This is a genomic window from Corynebacterium sp. (assembly GCF_022712195.1).
Taxonomy (GTDB): Bacteria; Actinomycetota; Actinomycetes; order Mycobacteriales; family Mycobacteriaceae; genus Corynebacterium.
In genome coordinates, this window is sequence record NZ_JALAGY010000093.1 from 42,312 (window position 1) to 59,486 (window position 17,175).

At 68.3% G+C, this 17,175-nt stretch carries 14 protein-coding genes; 13 read left to right on the forward strand and 1 reads right to left on the reverse strand.

The window, feature by feature from the left end; genetic code table 11:
* Positions 1-19: 19 nt before the first annotated feature.
* A complete protein-coding gene (gene truB / locus Q0A34_RS13030; protein WP_291480425.1) occupies positions 20-988 on the reverse strand; it encodes a tRNA pseudouridine(55) synthase TruB in 969 nt (322 codons plus the stop codon).
* On the opposite strand from truB, the gene Q0A34_RS13035 reads away from it, so the two are divergent.
* The 13 genes from Q0A34_RS13035 to Q0A34_RS13095 all read left to right on the forward strand — a co-directional run bounded on the left by Q0A34_RS13035 (position 987) and on the right by Q0A34_RS13095 (position 17,116).
* Complete coding sequence (locus Q0A34_RS13035; protein ID WP_291480426.1) at positions 987-2,033, forward strand: bifunctional riboflavin kinase/FAD synthetase; 1,047 nt, start codon at positions 987-989, stop codon at positions 2,031-2,033. The genes truB and Q0A34_RS13035 overlap by 2 nt on opposite strands.
* Before the next feature lie 110 nt (positions 2,034-2,143).
* Positions 2,144-2,413: a 30S ribosomal protein S15 gene (gene rpsO / locus Q0A34_RS13040; RefSeq protein WP_038548233.1), complete on the forward strand. Its 270-nt coding sequence runs from the start codon at positions 2,144-2,146 to the stop codon at positions 2,411-2,413.
* A gap of 475 nt (positions 2,414-2,888) precedes the next feature.
* Positions 2,889-5,126 carry a polyribonucleotide nucleotidyltransferase gene (locus Q0A34_RS13045; protein WP_291480439.1) on the forward strand — a complete coding sequence of 746 codons (2,238 nt, stop codon included), beginning with the start codon at positions 2,889-2,891 and terminating at the stop codon, positions 5,124-5,126.
* Positions 5,127-5,191: 65 nt separating this feature from the next.
* On the forward strand, positions 5,192-5,959 hold the full coding sequence (dapB, locus tag Q0A34_RS13050) for a 4-hydroxy-tetrahydrodipicolinate reductase (protein WP_291480427.1): 768 nt from the start codon (positions 5,192-5,194) through the stop codon (positions 5,957-5,959).
* Between the two features lie 9 nt (positions 5,960-5,968).
* Positions 5,969-6,727 (forward strand): FAD-dependent thymidylate synthase, encoded by a 759-nt coding sequence (gene thyX, locus Q0A34_RS13055; RefSeq protein WP_291480428.1) that lies wholly within the window; start codon positions 5,969-5,971, stop codon positions 6,725-6,727.
* A 67-nt stretch (positions 6,728-6,794) separates the two neighbouring features.
* Entirely contained in the window at positions 6,795-7,697 is a 903-nt protein-coding gene (gene dapA / locus Q0A34_RS13060) for a 4-hydroxy-tetrahydrodipicolinate synthase (RefSeq protein WP_291480429.1), read from the forward strand.
* Positions 7,698-7,704: 7 nt separating this feature from the next.
* Complete coding sequence (locus Q0A34_RS13065; RefSeq protein WP_291480430.1) at positions 7,705-9,897, forward strand: ribonuclease J; 2,193 nt, start codon at positions 7,705-7,707, stop codon at positions 9,895-9,897.
* Positions 9,898-9,952: 55 nt separating this feature from the next.
* On the forward strand, positions 9,953-10,567 hold the full coding sequence (locus Q0A34_RS13070; RefSeq protein WP_291480431.1) for a TIGR03085 family metal-binding protein: 615 nt from the start codon (positions 9,953-9,955) through the stop codon (positions 10,565-10,567).
* A 79-nt stretch (positions 10,568-10,646) separates the two neighbouring features.
* Positions 10,647-14,054 (forward strand): DNA translocase FtsK, encoded by a 3,408-nt coding sequence (locus Q0A34_RS13075; protein ID WP_291480432.1) that lies wholly within the window; start codon positions 10,647-10,649, stop codon positions 14,052-14,054.
* Between the two features lie 170 nt (positions 14,055-14,224).
* On the forward strand, positions 14,225-15,295 hold the full coding sequence (locus Q0A34_RS13080; protein WP_291480433.1) for a TerC family protein: 1,071 nt from the start codon (positions 14,225-14,227) through the stop codon (positions 15,293-15,295).
* A gap of 55 nt (positions 15,296-15,350) precedes the next feature.
* Positions 15,351-16,016, forward strand: coding sequence for a CDP-diacylglycerol--glycerol-3-phosphate 3-phosphatidyltransferase (gene pgsA / locus Q0A34_RS13085; RefSeq protein ID WP_291480434.1), 666 nt, complete (start codon positions 15,351-15,353; stop codon positions 16,014-16,016).
* A complete protein-coding gene (locus Q0A34_RS13090; RefSeq protein WP_291480435.1) occupies positions 16,009-16,596 on the forward strand; it encodes a CinA family protein in 588 nt (195 codons plus the stop codon). The genes pgsA and Q0A34_RS13090 overlap by 8 nt, the downstream gene beginning before the upstream one ends.
* A 142-nt stretch (positions 16,597-16,738) precedes the next feature.
* The gene (locus tag Q0A34_RS13095; protein WP_291480436.1) at positions 16,739-17,116 is read left to right on the forward strand and encodes a helix-turn-helix transcriptional regulator; all 378 of its coding nucleotides are present in this window, start codon (positions 16,739-16,741) and stop codon (positions 17,114-17,116) included.
* Positions 17,117-17,175 lie beyond the last annotated feature (59 nt).

Consider the following 17,175-nt stretch of genomic DNA (forward strand, 5'->3'; position numbering starts at 1 on the left):
GCACGGCGCCTCCCGGAGGTCAGTCCATCCCGGCCGGACGGGCCACGAAGACACTCGCCGCGCGGCGGCCCTTCTCCTCGAGCAGGGCGATCGCCCGACCGTCCGGGGTCACCGCGGCGTGGACCCCGGGGATTCCGGCGGGGGAGAGCCACTTGCCGAGTGACAGTGCCACCCCGTCCTCCCCGGAAACCTCACGGACCGGGAAGCAGGTGGACATGGCCTCGTCGAGGGACATCGTCAGGGAAGGGGCGGCGCCGGTGTCGTCACGCACGGCGGAAAGCTCGTCCAGGGTCCGTGCCGCGTCCACGGAGAACGGCCCGGCGCTTGTCCGGCGCAGCGCGGTGAGGTGCCCGCCGACCCCCAGTGCGCCGCCCACGTCCCGTGCGATGGAACGGATGTAGGTGCCGGAGGAGCAGTGCACACTGATGTCGGCCTCGACCACCGCGGCGGAATCTGCGCCGTCGTCCGCGGTGACGGTCCGCACCGCGGAGACCGTGAGCTCGTGTACGGTCACCGGCCGTTCCGGGAGCACCACGTCCACCCCTTCTCGGACGAGTTCGTGGGCACGGCGTCCGTTGACCTTGATCGAGCTCACACTGCTGGGGCGCTGCATGATCTCGCCGCGCTGGGCGTCGAAGGCCTCCCGGATCCGCTCGTCGGTGAGGGCCGCCATGTCGGCGGTGGAGGCACGGGAGAGAACCTCCCCCTCCCTGTCGTCGGTCAACGTGGCGGAGCCGAAGCGGACGGTGGCCTCGTAGCGTTTGTCGTGGGTCACCACGTGCGCGAGGAACTTCGTGCCACGTTCGACCCCCACCACCAGGACGCCGGTGGCCATCGGGTCGAGCGTGCCCGAGTGGCCGACCCGTCGGGTGCCGAAGATGCGACGGCACCGGGAGACGACGTCGTGACTGGTCATTCCGGCGGGCTTGTCGACGATCACGAGACCGGAGCGGGAGATGATCCCGTCGGGCGTTTTGCTTCCAGACATGGAGCACAGTCTAGGTGCCGCCGCGAAGTGTCGTAGTGTGGTGTCCGTGGATATCTGGAACGGACTGGACGAGGTTCCCTCGGACCTCCAGGGAAGCGTGGTGACGATCGGTGTCTTCGACGGAGTGCACCGCGGACACCAGACACTGATCGACACCGCGGTCACCCGGGCGCGGGACCTGGGTGTCCCGGCGCTGATGATGACCTTCGATCCGCACCCTACGGTGATCTTCCTGCCGAAGAGCGTCCCTCCGTTGCTGGCCACCGTGGAGCAGCGCGCGGTCAGTGCCGCACGGTACGGCATCGACGGCATGGTGGTCGTCGCCTTCGACGACGAGATCATCTCGTGGAGCCCGGAGGAGTACTTCCGGCGGGTGATCCTCGACCTGTTCAAGGCGAAGGTCGTCGTCATCGGGGACAACTTCACCTTCGGAAGCCAGGCCTCCGGCACCGCCGGGACGATGAGGGAACTGGGGGAGAGGTACGGCGTCGAGGTCGTCGTCCACGGTCTCCTGCGTGACGGCGACGGGGACGGCGGCCACACCGTGTGCTCCTCCTGGATCCGTGAACGACTGTCCCACGGCGACGTCGCCGCGGCCGCCGGTGCGCTCGGGCGAAACTTCACCGTGCGTGGGGTCGTCACCCGCGGCGCAGGACGGGGTGGGGCGGCCCTGGGGTTCCCTACGGCCAACCTGTACTTCCCGGACAGTCAGGCACTGCCGGCGGACGGCGTGTACGCCGGTGACCTCAGGATCCTGCCGACGCACAAGGACCCCGCCGGCGCCGTCGTCGGTGACATGCCGGTGGACGTTCACCTGCCCGCGGCGATATCGGTGGGCACCAACCCCACCTTCGGCGACGAGACCCGCAGCGTCGAGGCCTTCGTCCTGGACCACGAGGCGGACCTGTACGGGCGCAAGGTCACCGTGAGTTTCGTGGACCGTATCCGGGGGATGGAGACCTACAGCGGGCTCGACGAGCTGGTCGAGGCGATCGGCAGGGACGTGGAGGCGACCCGCAGATTGGTCCCCCGCGAGCGGGGATGATAATGTCATCCGGTCTGTGACTGTGGTTCGCGGTAGTCACAACGGCGGTCGCCTCCGGGTGGCGCGTCCACCTCATTCGCGCGGACTGAAACAACCATCAGGAGATTCACATGGCTCTGACCAAGGACCAGAAGGCCGAGACCCTCAAGGAGTTCGGCGTCCACGAGACCGACACCGGCTCGCCGGAGGCGCAGGTCGCGCTGATGACGGTGCGTATCCGTCAGCTGACCGAGCACCTCAAGTTCCACAAGCACGACCACCACTCCCGCCGCGGACTGCTGCTGCTGGTCGGTCGTCGCAAGAGGCTGCTGAAGTACCTCCAGGAGAACAACGTCGAGCGCTACCGTTCCCTGATCGAGCGCCTGGGCCTGCGCCGCTAGGCACGAGCCCGCACAGCGCCGGCACCGACCCCGTGGACCGTCACCGACGGCCCGCGGGGTCTTGTCGTGTCCGGGGGTGCACGGCACTGCCGGGCGCGGTCGCGGCCTGCAGTGGTGTAGGATGATCTGCGGTAATCGTCCAGAGCATGAGAAACCGAACCCGAGGCCGGCACCGACGATCGGCACAGGGACAGAAAAAGACGCAGAAGGTATACACATCAACGTGACCCCGCAGAACGAGAACGACACCCAGCCGAAGAAGGCCTCGACGAAGAAGGCCCCGGCGAAGAAGACCGCCGCGAAGAAGGCGCCCGCCAAGAAGACGGCCGCGGCGAAGAAGGCACCCGCGAAGAATACCCAGGCCACGAAGGCCCCCGTGAAGGCCGCGGCAGAGAAGAAGGCGCCCCAGAAGAAGGCACCGCAGAAGAAGGCGCCGGCCGTCAAGACTCCTGTCGCGCCGACCCACAAGGCCGAGCTGATCGACCCGGAGTCGGGCATCTGGGAGTCCACCGCCACCATCGACAACGGTGACTTCGGTACCCGCACCGTCTCCTTCGAGACCGGGCTGCTGGCCCGCCAGGCGGACGGCGCCGTCACCGCCTACCTCGACGACGACACGATGATGCTGTCCACGACCACGGCCTCGAAGAAGCCGAAGGAGAACCTCGACTTCTTCCCGCTGACCGTCGACGTCGAGGAGCGCATGTACGCCGCGGGTCGGATCCCCGGCAGCTTCTTCCGTCGTGAGGGCCGCCCCGGCACCGAGGCGATCCTGGCCTGCCGCCTGATCGACCGCCCGCTGCGACCGACCTTCGCCAAGGGGATCCGCAACGAGGTCCAGGTCGTCGTCACCGTCATGTCCATGGATCCGGACGACATGTACGACGTCGTGGCCATCAACGCCGCCTCGGCCTCCACGCAGCTCTCCGGCCTGCCGGTCTCCGGGCCCGTCGGTGGCGTGCGCATGGCACTGGTGGTCGACGAGGACCACGCCGAGGGCCAGTGGGTCGCTTTCCCCACCCGTCAGCAGCAGGACCGGGCCGTCTTCGAGCTCGTCGTCGCCGGCCGCGTCGTCGAGCCGGTCCGTAAGGGCCGCAGCCGCCGTAAGCCCGCCCCCGGTGAGAACGTCGCCATCATGATGGTCGAGGCCGGGGCGACCGACTCGGTCGTCGAGCGCGTCGCCGAGGGCGCCCCGGCGCCGACCGAGGCCGTCGTGGCCCAGGGTATCGACGCCGCCCGCCCGTTCATCGCCGAGCTCTGCGGGGCCCAGGCTGCGCTGGCCGACGCGGTCGACGCACAGGCCCGCTCCTTCGAGCTCTTCCCGCCTTTCGGCGAGGACGTCTTCGCCGCCGTCGAGTCCGAGTCCGCCGACAAACTGGCCGGCATCATGTCCATCGCGGACAAGGCCGAGCGTGACGAGGCGCTCTCCGAGGACATGGCCGCCACCGTGGAGGCCCTGGAGGCGCAGTTCGAGGGGCGCACCTCCGAGATCCGCAACGCCCACAACGAGGTGACCCGTCAGCTGGTGCGTAACCGCATCCTCACCGACGGTTTCCGCATCGACGGCCGTGACGCCACGGCCATCCGCGACCTCGGCGTGATGATCGACCTGGTGCCGCGTGCGCACGGTTCGGCGCTCTTCGAGCGTGGCGAGACCCAGATCCTGGGCGTGACCACGCTGGACATGCTCAAGATGGAGCAGAGCATCGACAGCCTCAGCCCGGTGGACTCCAAGCGCTACATCCACCACTACAACTTCCCGCCGTACTCCACCGGTGAGACCGGCCGGGTCGGCTCGCCGAAGCGGCGTGAGATCGGCCACGGCGCCCTCGCCGAGCGCGCCCTGGTGCCGGTGCTGCCGTCCCGCGAGGAGTTCCCCTACGCCATCCGCCAGGTCTCCGAGGCGTTGAGCTCCAACGGTTCGACGTCGATGGGGTCGGTGTGTGCGTCCACCCTGTCGCTGTACAACGCCGGTGTGCCGCTGAAGGCACCGGTGGCGGGTATCGCCATGGGCCTGGTCACCGGTGAGGTCGACGGCTCGGAGAGCTACGTCACCCTGACCGACATCCTCGGTGCCGAGGACGCCTTCGGAGACATGGACTTCAAGGTCGCCGGCACCGCCGACTTCGTCACCGCCCTGCAGCTGGACACCAAGGTCGACGGCATCCCCACCGATGTCCTGGTCTCTGCCCTGGCACAGGCACGCAGCGCCCGCCTGGAGATCCTGTCCACCATGGGTGAGGCGGTCTCCGGGCCGGAGGAGATGAGCGAGTTCGCCCCGCGCATCACCACCGTCAGCGTCCCCCAGAACAAGATCGGTGAGCTCATCGGCCCGAAGGGCAAGACGATCAACCAGATCACCGAGGAGACCGGCGCGAACATCTCCATCGAGGACGACGGCACCGTCTTCATCTCCGCCGCGGACGGCAAGGCCTCCGAGGCGGCGCTGGACCGGGTCAACTCGATCGCCAACCCGCAGCTGCCGAAGGTCGGCGACCGCTACCTGGGAACGGTGGTGAAGACCACCGCCTTCGGTGCCTTCATCTCCCTGCTGCCGGGCCGCGACGGTCTCATCCACATCTCGAACCTGGGCGGCGACCGCCGGGTCGAGAAGGTCGAGGACGAGGTGTCCGTCGGCCAGGCGCTCGAGGTCGAGATCGCCGACATCGACAACCGGGGCAAGATCTCCCTGGTCCTCGTCGACGCGAGCTGACCGCCCCGGCGGGGCTCCGCCCACCAGCCACACCCACCACAGGAAAGATTCAGGAGCAGATGCACATGACGAAGGTCGGAGTTCTCGGAGCACACGGCAGGGTCGGCACCGCCGTCGTCGCCGCGGTGGAGAAGACGGACGGTCTGGAACTGTCTGCGGCCCTGGACCACGGGGACGACCTCGCGGCCCTGGTCGACAGCGGTACCGAGGTGGTCGTCGACTTCACCGTCCCGGACGCCGTCATGGGCAACCTGGAGTTCTGCGTGGCCAACGGCATCCACGCCGTCGTGGGCACCACCGGGTGGACCCCGGAGCGTTACGACACCGTGCGCGGTTGGCTGGAGGAGTCGCCGTCGACCGGGGTGCTGGTGGCCCCGAACTTCGCCATCTCCGCGGTGCTCACCATGAAGCTGGCGGAGATCGCCGCGCCGTACTTCGATTCCGCCGAGGTCATCGAGCTGCACCACCCGAACAAGAAGGACGCGCCGTCCGGCACGGCCGTGCACACCGCCGAAGGCGTGGCACGGGCACGTCGGGCGGCCGGGCTGGGGGAGCAGCCGGACGCCACCGACCAGTCGTTGGACGGCGCCCGTGGCGCCGACGTCGACGGCGTGCCCGTCCACGCGGTCCGGATGACAGGTATGGTCGCACACGAGCAGGTCATCCTCGGTGCCGCTGGTCAGACACTGACCATCAAGCAGGACTCCTACGACCGGGAGTCCTTCGTGCCCGGCGTCCTGCTGGGTGTCGAGAAGATCGCCGCGAACCCGGGGCTGACCGTGGGCCTGGAGAAGTTCCTCGGGCTGGACACCCTCGGCGTACCCGCCGAGTAGTTCGACGCGATGCCCACCACCTCCGAATTCTCCGCCCGGCTGATCTCCCAGACGACGTTCACCCCTCCCGAGGACGTCCCCTGGGAGCCGTCACCGGCGGGCGGTGACGCCTCGAACCTCGTGGAGTTCGCCGGCCGTGCCTGCTACGAGACGTGGGACCGTCCGAACCCGCACACCGCGCAGAACGACGCGTACGTCCGGCACATCCTCGACGTCGGCCACCTCAGCCTCCTGGAACACGCCTCGGCAGGGGTGTACCTGCGCGGGGTGTCGCGGTCGTGCGCGCACGAGATCATGCGCCACCGGCACTTCTCCTTCAGCCAGCTGTCCCAGCGTTACGTACCCCCTGAGCAGTCCGAGGTGGTGGTGCCGGACGCCGTGGCCGCCGACCCGGAGATCGCCGAGCTGCTGCTTCACGCCACCGACGTCGCCCGGGACGCCTACGAGGAACTCCTGGAGGCGCTCGAGGCCCGCTCCACCGGCGAGTCCAACTCCGTGCTGCGCGCGAAGCAGGCCCGCCAGGCGGCGCGTGCGGTCCTGCCGAACGCGACGGAGACACGGTTCGTCATGACCGGGAACATGCGTTCCTGGCGTCACTTCATCGGCATGCGTGCCGCCGAGCACGCGGACCCGGAGATCAGGCGCGTGGCGGTGACCTGTCTGGGGCTGCTGCGGGAGGTCAGCCCGGAGATCTTCGACGACTTCACGGTCACCGAACTGCGGGACGGCTCGCTGATGGCGACCAGCCCTTACGTGGCGGACATCTGACGTCACCGGCGCGTCGGCGGGGGGTCCTGGTACACATCGGGGCCCGCGGGCGGTAACCTATGCTGACATGAGCACAGGTATGACAGCGACAAGAGGAGCCGAGTTCTTCGGCACGGTCTCTGTGGCGATGGTGACGCCCTTCGCGAAGGACGGCAGCATCGACCTGGACGCCGGCGTGTCCCTGGCGGGACACCTGGTGGACCAGGGTTGCGACGCTCTTGTTCTGAGCGGCACCACGGGTGAGTCACCCACGGTGCGCCCCTCGGAAAAGATCGACCTGCTCAAGGCGGTCCGCGCTGAACTCGGGGACAGGGTGAAACTTGTCGCCGGCAGCGGAACCTACAGCACCGCGGACTCCGTGGAGCTGTCGAAGGCATCGGCTGCCGCCGGTGCGGACGGCCTGCTCGTGGTCACCCCGTACTACTCGCGACCGAGTCAGGAAGGGCTCTACCGGCACTTCACCGCTGTGGCGGACGCCGTAGACACCCCGATCTGCCTCTACGACATTCCGTCGAGGTCCGTGGTCCCGATCGAGAGCGACACGATCCGTCGTCTCGCCGACCACCCGAACATCCGGGCGGTCAAGGACGCCAAGGGCGACCTCCCCGCAGCGATGCAGCTGCTGGAGGAGACGGAACTGGCGTGGTATTCCGGGGACGACCCACTGAACGTGCCGTGGCTCGCCGTCGGTGCGACCGGCATGATCTCCGTCATCGGACATGTCGCCGCCTCGCAGCTGCGTGCACTCCGCGACGCCGTCGACGTCGGTGACATCACCGGCGCCCGGTCGATCGCCAACCGCCTGACCCCGCTGACCCGTGCCCAGGCCCGGCTCGGAGGGGTGGCATTCGCCAAGGCGGCACTCACACTTCAAGGAATCGAGGTGGGCGCACCGCGCCTGCCCATCATCGAGCCCACGTCGGCAGAGATTGACCGACTGGCAGAAGACCTGCGAGACGCAGGGGTATAAGGACACTATGACTGAGAACCGTTCCCGGGCACGCAAGGTGACCCGGAAGGCCGCTCCGCCGAGCGCTGAGACCAGCGCCGCGGACGTGACCGCCACCTTCAACGACGGCGGCCAGGTCAACGCCTCCGCCGTGGAAGCGCAGCAGACCTCCGTCGACGGCGGAGCGTCCGGCGACGACGCAGCGTCGTCCACCTCCGACAGGAACTCCGGCAACGGTGCCGGAAACAGCCGTTCCCGCTCACGCCGCTCCCGCGGTCGGGGCAACGGCGGCAACGGTGGCGGCAACACCACCAACAACAGTAACTCCGGTAACTCCGGCAACAGCCGTAACCGCGGTGGCCGCAACCAGGGTGGCCAGAACAACCAGGGCAACCAGGGTGGCGGCAACCGCAACCGCGGCAAGGGCAACAACCAGGGCGGCGGCGACCGCCGTCGCAACGCCGTGCAGACGATGCAGGGTGCCGACCTGACCCAGCGGCTGCCGAAGCCGCCGAAGGCCCCGAAGGACGGCCTGCGGGTCATCGCCCTGGGCGGTATCTCCGAGATCGGCCGCAACATGACCGTCTTCGAGTACCACAACCGCATCATCATCATCGACTGCGGCGTGCTCTTCCCCTCGTCGGGTGAGCCGGGCGTCGACCTGATCCTGCCGGACTTCTCCTACCTCGACGACAAGTGGGACCGCGTCGAGGCGCTGGTGGTCACCCACGGGCACGAGGACCACATCGGTGCCATCCCGTGGCTGCTGAAGCAGCGGGCCGACATCCCCATCATCGGTTCCCGGTTCACCTGCGCGCTCATCGCCGCTAAGTGCCAGGAGCACCGTCTGCGCCCGAAGCTCATCGAGGTCGACGACACCTCCCACGAGAGCCGCGGCCCCTTCGACATCCGCTTCTTCAACGTGGGCCACTCCATCCCCGAGTGCCTCGGTGTCGCGCTGAAGACCGGCGCCGGCATGGTCGTGCACACCGGTGACGTCAAGCTGGACCAGACACCCGCGGACGGTCGCCCGACCGACCTGCCGGCACTGTCCCGCTTCGGTGACGAGGGCATCGACCTGTTCCTCTGCGACTCCACGAACGCCACCACCCCGGGGGTCTCGCCCTCTGAGGCGGCGATCGGCCCGAACCTGCGCCGTATCGTCACCGAAGCCAAGCAGCGCGTGATCATCGCCTCCTTCGCCTCCAACGTCGCCCGTGTGCAGATGGCCGTTGACGCGGCCGTGGCGGCGGGGCGCAAGGTCGCCTTCAACGGGCGGTCGATGATCCGCAACATGGAGATCGCCGAGCGTCTCGGTCTGCTGACCGCCCCGCGCGGCACCATCGTCTCCATGGACGAGGCCAGCCGTATGGCACCGCACAAGGTCGTGCTGATCACCACCGGCACGCAGGGTGAGCCGATGGCCGCCCTGTCACGGATGGCCCGGCGCGAGCACCGCCAGATCACCGTGCGCCCGGGCGACCTGATCGTCCTGTCGTCGTCGCTGGTGCCCGGCAACGAGGAGGCCGTCTTCGGTGTCATCAACATGCTGTCCCAGATCGGCGCCGAGGTCATCACCGGCAAGGACGCCATGGTGCACACCTCCGGTCACGGCTACTCCGGTGAGCTGCTGTTCCTCTACAACGCGGCCCGTCCGCGCAACGCCATGCCCGTGCACGGAGAGTGGCGCCACCTGCGCGCCAACCGTGAACTGGCCATCTCCACCGGTGTGGCACGCGACCACACGGTGCTGGCGCAGAACGGCGTGGTCGTCGACCTCGTCAACGGCCAGGCGTCCGTGGTCGGGCAGATCCCGGTGGGCAACCTCTACGTCGACGGCGTCACCATGGGTGATGTGGGAGCCGAGGAGCTGGAGGACCGCACCGCGATGTCCGAGGGCGGTCTCATCTCCGTGACGGTGGTCATCGACAACCGCACCGGTCGGCCGCTCGAGGATCCGCAGGTTCAGGCACGAGGCTTCTCGGACGCCTCGAAGGACATGATGCGACAGGTCGCCGAGCTCGTCGACAACGTCATGCTCGACCTCTCGGGTCAGGGCGAGAACGACCCGTACCGGATGGCGCAGACCCTGCGCCGCAAGGTCGCCAAGTTCGTCAAGGACAAGTGGAAGCGCGAGCCGTTCATCGTTCCGACCGTGGTCCCGATGACGAGCGAGATCGTCGAGGAACTCGACCCCGAGGACCACGTGCCGTCCCTGTAGGTGACACCGGGAGATCCGTGACGGTCCGCCGGCTGCCCGCGTAGCATCGGGAGACATGACAGTCTCCCACGATGAACGCCTGGCACTGGCGGACCTTCTGTTGTCCCTGGGCCCTGACCGGCCCACCCTGTGCGAAGGGTGGACGACCCGCGACCTGGCCGTGCACCTCGTCCTGCGGGAGTACCGCCCGGACGCGATGGCGGGAATGTTCCTGCCTCTGCTGGGCGGGCACCTCGAGACCCTGAGCCGGCGGTACCGGGAGAAGGACTACAAGGACCTGGTGGAGCTCTACCGTGCCGGTCCGCCGGTGTGGAACCCGATGCGGCTCGGAGACCGGTTCATCAATCTGGGGGAGAACTTCGTGCACCACGAGGACGCGCGTCGTGGGGGAGGGGAGTGGTCGCCACGCGACCTGCCGCAACCCACCAGGGACACCCTGTGGGCCGCGGTGCGGCAAATCTCCCGGGGCCTGATACGCAGTTCCGGCGTCGCGGTGACCCTGGTGCGGACCGACGGCCGGGGCGAGTCGGTGACCGTGGGCGACAGTACCCCGGGCGTGACCGTCACCGGCGAGGCCGGGGAGCTTCTACTGTGGATCTACGGAAGAATCAAGGACTGTGACGTGACCGTCGAAGGTGACGAGGAGGACGTCCGCCGGGTCAGCCTCTGACGGCACGTGTTGTACGTGTCACTGGTGTGACGCGTGTTGCGACTGTTAAAGGTGGTGCTCTCGGGCTAAACTGGCGCGCATGTCAACGACCAGTCGCACGCGTACCTCTCCCGGGAACTCCTCCCGGCGCTCCACTGGGCGATCCTCCCGTCCGTCGGCGGGTTCGTCGGCGAAATCGTCCGCGCCCACGGCACGTACCCGGAGGACCCCCTCGTACGACACCACGGACTTCGAGCGCACCGGTGGTGCATTCGGCGCCGTCGGCTCCTCGGTGGGCTCCATGGTCGGCGGGATGTCACGCGGACTCGGCGGACTGGTGCGCAAGCTGTCGGTGAAGGTGCCCGACGCCCCCGACACGCCCGCCGAGGCGGCGACAGGCTACGGTGACCCCGACGAACTGCCGACCACGGTACTGGACCGTGCCAGCGCCTCGAAGAAGAAGACCCGCGGCCGTTCGAAAGGAGCAGACACAGACGTGGATCAACCGACCACGCCCGAGGACGCCGACTCGACGGCGGATCTCGACGATGCAGGACAGGCGGGAAGGGTACGTGTGGGAGGCCATTCCGACGGTGCCGCCCTGGGCGCGCTCGCGCTCGCGCTGATCATCGCCGGAACCTCCTGGTTCGGTGTCGGCGGCACAGTGGGCGGGGGCATCGACTTCCTGCTGACCTATCTGATCGGGGCAGCCGCGCTGCTCGTACCGGTGCTGCTGGCCGGCTCCGCCTGGGTGCTGATGGTCGGCGTGGAGACCACCCAACGCTCCCGGGTACGGCTCGGGCTCGGGGTGGGGATCATCGTCCTCGCCGTGCTGGGCATCGTGCACATCCTGGCGGGGCAGCCCGCCGACGTCGAGGGACGTGCCTCGGCCGGCGGCATCGCCGGCCAGTTCGTAGGCACCCCCATGGCCGTGGGCTTCAGTGAGTACGTCGCTGTTCCGCTGCTGCTGATGGTCGTCGTCTACGGTGCCCTGCAACTGACCGGGATGACGGTCAAGCAGCTCGTCGGCGCACTGGCCGGCTGGCTGGGGTACCGCGCGCGCAGCCACCGCGACGGGATCCACGACGATTACGACGACTACGCCGGCTACGACGACTACGCCGATGACGAGGACGAGTACGCCTCAGTGGACCGCGAGCTCGAGGACGCCGTGCGCCACGACCGTGCGCCCCGGCCGACCACGCGGGCCCGACGCGGCTCCGCCGCAGACACCCGGGGACCCCAGGGCGTCAGGTCCAGGCCGACTGCGGGAGCTGCCCGTCCGTCACGTGCGACCAGTCCCATGGACAACTACCCGGTCGACCCGGGGGCAGACGACCAGGCGACACTCGTGTTCCGTGGCGGAGGCGCCGGCGCGCCTGTCGAGGACGACCTTGACGCCCCGTCCGTGGACGACGGTGCCGCAGTAGCGCCGCAGGCGGCTGCGGCCCCCCGCCCTACGCGGAAGTCCCGTCACTCGGACGAGCAGACCCCCGGCCTGGACGACGACCTGCTGGCGGCCCCGGCTGTTCCGGCTGCTCCGGCAGCGCAGGAGACCCGCACGATCCGCTCTGAGCCGGCCCCTGCAGCGGCCCCTGCGCCGGAGGAGCCTGCCGCCAGGACCGCCGCAGACGAGCGTGAGGAGATGCGACGTCGTATCCTCGCCCGGTCCGGAGCAGACACCGCGGCGGCGGTCGCGGGCGGAACCCGGACCAGCGGCGAGGCCGACCGGCAGGACGACCTTCAGGAAGGTGACGGCCAGGCCGAGCAGCTGGACGCCGCGGTGACCTCCGCCGAGTACCTCCTGCCGTCCACGGAGCTGCTCATCCCCGGTGAGGTCGCGAAGACCCACAGCGCGGCCAACGACCGCATGATCGAGGCGATCACCGACGTCTTCGCGGAGTTCAAGATCGACGCACAGGTCACCGGCTTCTCCCGCGGGCCGACAGTGACCCGCTACGAGATTGAGCTGGGCCCGGGCGTGAAGGTCTCGAAGATCACCAACCTCCAGTCGAACCTGGCCTACGCCGCGGCGACGGACAACGTCCGCCTGCTCACCCCGATCCCCGGCAAGTCCGCAGTGGGTATCGAGGTGCCCAACAGCGACCGTGAGATGGTGCGACTGGGTGACGTGCTCAACGCGCCCAACGTCCACGGTGACCCGGACCCGATGCTCATCGGTCTGGGCAAGGACATCGAGGGCACGTTCGTCGCACACTCGATCCAGAAGATGCCGCACCTCCTGGTGGCAGGTTCCACAGGCTCGGGTAAGTCCGCGTTCGTCAACTCCCTCCTGGTGTCCCTGCTCACCCGAGCCACCCCGGAGGACGTGCGACTGATCCTCATCGACCCGAAGATGGTCGAGCTGACCCCCTACGAGGGGATCCCGCACCTGGTCACACCGATCATCACCCAGCCGAAGAAGGCCGCTGCGGCGCTGACGTGGCTGGTCGAGGAGATGGAGCAGCGGTACATGGACATGAAGTCCACCCGCGTGCGCCACATCAAGGACTTCAACCGCAAGGTGAAGTCCGGCGAGATCACCACACCGGCAGGTTCAGAGCGCGAGTACCGTCCGTACCCGTACATCGTGTGCGTGGTCGACGAGCTCGCCGACCTGATGATGACCGCGCCCAAGGAGATCGAGGACGCGATCGTGCGGATCACCCAGAAGGCCCGGGCCGCGGGTATCCATCTGGTGCTGGCCACCCAGCGCCCGTCGGTGGACGTGGTCACCGGCCTGATCAAGACCAACGTCCCGTCCCGCCTGGCGTTCGCCACCTCCTCGCTGACCGACTCGCGCGTGATCCTCGACCAGGGTGGTGCCGAGAAGCTGATCGGCATGGGCGACGGCCTGTTCATCCCGCAGGGTGCCGGTAAGCCGCTGCGTATGCAGGGTGCGTTCGTCACCGACGAAGAGGTCCAGGCAGTGGTCGACGCCGCCAAGGACCAGGCCGAGCCCGACTACACCGACGGCGTCACCGAGGACAAGGCAGCCGAGGCGAAGAAGGACATCGACCCGGACATCGGAAACGATCTCGAGGACCTGCTGCAGGCTGTGGAACTCGTGGTGACCAGCCAGTTCGGCTCCACATCGATGCTGCAGCGTAAGCTGCGCATCGGCTTCGCCAAGGCGGGGCGGTTGATGGACCTCATGGAGACACACGGCGTCGTCGGCCCGTCCGAGGGATCGAAGGCCCGCGACGTGCTGGTGAAGCCTGAGGAGCTGGACACCATCCTCTGGATGCTCAAGGGGGCGGACCCCGCCGAGGCCCCCAAGGAGCTGCAGGGAGACTCCGGGGTGCCGGAGCAGGACGGGGGCTACGGCACCGGCTACGACGAAGGCCACGACACGGGCCACGACACGGGCTACGACGCCCCGGCGCCCGCCGACACGGCCGGCTACGCGGGCCAGGACAGCGAGTCGACAGGGGAGATCCCGCGGGTCGACGAGGGGCAGCCGCGGATCGTCCACGCAGACCCGTCCCGGACGTCGGGTGCATTCTAGCCGGATTCTGGTAGAGTCCTGACATGTCAGGAGGGGAGTACCCCGCCCGCGGCACTGATCGTCAACACGGCGACCGCCTTCGGTCCCCGGTCGTGCCGGCCACCAGGAGCTGATCCCGGTGGTGGGGGAGACCTCCGGTCCACCCAGCCGACCGGAGGTTTCGACCCGTCATGGAAGTCAACGCACTCACCTGGATCATCACCGTCGCGGTGATCGCCGGATTCTTCATCTTCGATTTCTACGCCCACGTGCGTACGCCCCACGCCCCCTCCATCAAGGAGTCGGCATGGTGGAGCCTTTTCTACGTTGCCCTGGCCTGTGCCTTCGGTGTCTTCCTGTGGTTCACCTGGGGTGAGCCGGGGGACCCGCACGGTCACGGGGTGGAGTTCTTCACCGGCTACGTGACCGAGAAGGCCCTGAGCGTGGACAACCTGTTCATCTTCGCCCTGATCATGGGCTCGTTCAAGGTGCCGCGTGAGTACCAGCAGAAGGTGCTGCTGATCGGTATCGCGCTGGCCCTGGTTTTCCGTGGTGTCTTCATCGCCTTCGGTGCCGCGGCCATCGAGGCATGGTCCGATGTCTTCTACATCTTCGGCATCTGGCTGCTGTGGACGGCGTACACCGTGGTCCGCGACGAGCTGTCCGACGAGCCGGCGCGCGACCCCAGTGACATGAAACTGATCAAGGTGCTGAACAAGGCTGTGCCGGTCTCCGACGACTACAGCGGCGACAAGCTGCTGGTGCGCCGTCTCGGCAAGCTGACGGTCACGCCCCTGCTGGTCTGCCTCGTCGCGATCGGCATGACGGACCTGCTCTTCGCCCTGGACTCCATCCCCGCGATCTACGGCATCACCCAGGAGCCGTACATCGTCTTCACCACCAACGCCTTCGCGCTGCTGGGTCTGCGGCAGATGTACTTCCTGCTCGACGGCCTGCTCGACCGGCTGGTGTACCTGCCCTACGGTCTCGGGGTCATCCTGGCGTTCATCGGCGTCAAGCTTGTCCTGCACGCCCTGCACGAGAACGGCCTGCCCTTCATCAACGGCGGTCAGCCGGTGCATGACGCGCCGGAGGTCGAGACCGTGGTCTCGCTGGTCGTCATCGTCGGTGTGCTCGCGTTCACGGTGCTCGCCAGCCTCTGGAAGTCCAGGAGGGACGGTGCCGGGGAGGCGGCGTCCGATTCCGTGTCCGGCCCGACGGCCGAGGTCTCCGATTCCGCCGGGACCGCTGACCGCGACTGACACGGTGGGGAAGCCGGTGCACCAACTTCCGCGGCCACTGGGTAGGATGTGAGACGTGCAAGAGACTCAGCACGAGATGCAGAACAGTGACGGGAACGACGGCCACGGACGCCACGGTGACACCACCGGCGCCGGCAGGTCGCAGTTCGGTCGTGCCGTCCACCGGTTCAACCTCCCCAATGTCCTGACCACCGTCCGGATCATCCTGATCCCGGTATTCGTGTGGTTGTTGCTCGCAGCAGGTCCCCTGGACGGCGAACGGGAACTCGACAGCGCGCTGCGTTGGTGGGCCCTGCTGTCGTTCTGCGTGCTCATGGCGACTGACCAGCTGGACGGTTTCCTGGCCCGGCGTTACGAGGTGATCACCGACTACGGGAAGCTCGCTGACCCGATCGCCGACAAGGCGTTGATGATCTCGGCGCTGGTGTCCCTGAACCTGCTGGGCGACCTGTGGTGGTGGGTCACCGTCGTCATCGTCGTGCGGGAGCTCGGGATCACGGTGTGGCGGATGATCCTGGCCCGGAAGGGCAAGGTCGTCCCGGCCTCCAAGGGCGGGAAGCTCAAGACCGTGCTGCAGACCCTGGCTGTGGCGATGGTCATCGCACCGTTGCCCGCCTGGACTGACTGGCTGACGTACCCGCTGATGGGCCTGGCTGTCCTGGTGACCGTGGTGACCGGTGTGCAGTACCTCCTGGATTCCAGGAACCGCCCTGATGCCTGACGGCGCCGGCCCGTCACTCTCGGGGATCCTGGCCCGTCGGCTCGTGTCTGCCGCCACCTCGGCCGGGGTGACGGTGGCCACCGCTGAATCACTGACCGCCGGCGAGATCGCCTCCACCGTCGCCGGCGTGCCAGGAGCATCGGCTGTCCTGCGGGGAGGCCTCGTCGTGTACGCGACCGACCTCAAGGCGACGCTCGCCGGGGTCGACGGAGACCTCCTCGCCGCCCGCGGACCGGTGGACCCTGATGTCGCCCGTGCGCTGGCGCAGGGGGCCGCGATCCGCTGCGGCGCCGACATCGGCCTGGGGGTCACCGGCGTCGCCGGGCCCGACAGTCAGGACGGCCACCCGGTTGGTGAGGTCTACGTCGCGGTCTGGTCGGCGCCCCGCCAGGGCGAGGACGCCGTCGACCATGTGGTGAGACTCGAGGAGTCGGAGTATGCGGCCCCCTCGGGGCAGGCGGGGGAGCCTGCACCAGACCGGCGCGTCCTGATCCGCTCGGCGACGACTGCACGTGCGCTCTCCCTGGCGGTGGACGCGGTCGAGGCCCTCGACGCCCTCGGCGTGGTGGCCGAAGAGTAGTCGCTGAGGCGTTTCGTCTGTGTCGTGGGGCCGGTTGCGGGGCGGTGGCGGTCGGTGCCGGTCGGTGCCGGTGACGCCCCCGCACACGGTGGTCTAGACTTGAACGGGAACAAAAAGGGATCCCCAACCGTTGGAGACGGTGATGGCAAAGCACACTTCGGTACTCGAGAAAGAACGACCCGACGTCGACTTGGCGGGAGTCGACGCGGTCTCAACGCCTCTCGCCGAGCCTCTCCTGCGCGAGGCACTGGGGGCGACCCTGCGTGGCTTCCGTGAGGATTCCCACCGCACGCTCCGCGAACTCGCCGTCGCCGCCAATGTCAGCCCCGGTTACCTCTCGGAACTCGAGCGGGGACGCAAGGAGGTCTCCTCTGAGCTCCTGGCCAGCGTCTGCATGGCGCTGGGGATCCGGGTGTCGCAGGTGATCATCGAGGCCGCGGCGATGATGGCCTTCGACGCGGCCGCCGCGGAGCTGACGGCGGCGACACCGGTCGAGCCGGTCGCCGTCGCCGCCCACTGATATACTTTCCTGGTTCACCACAACGCCGGCCTGACCCCGGTCGGCGCCCACCCTGCGAC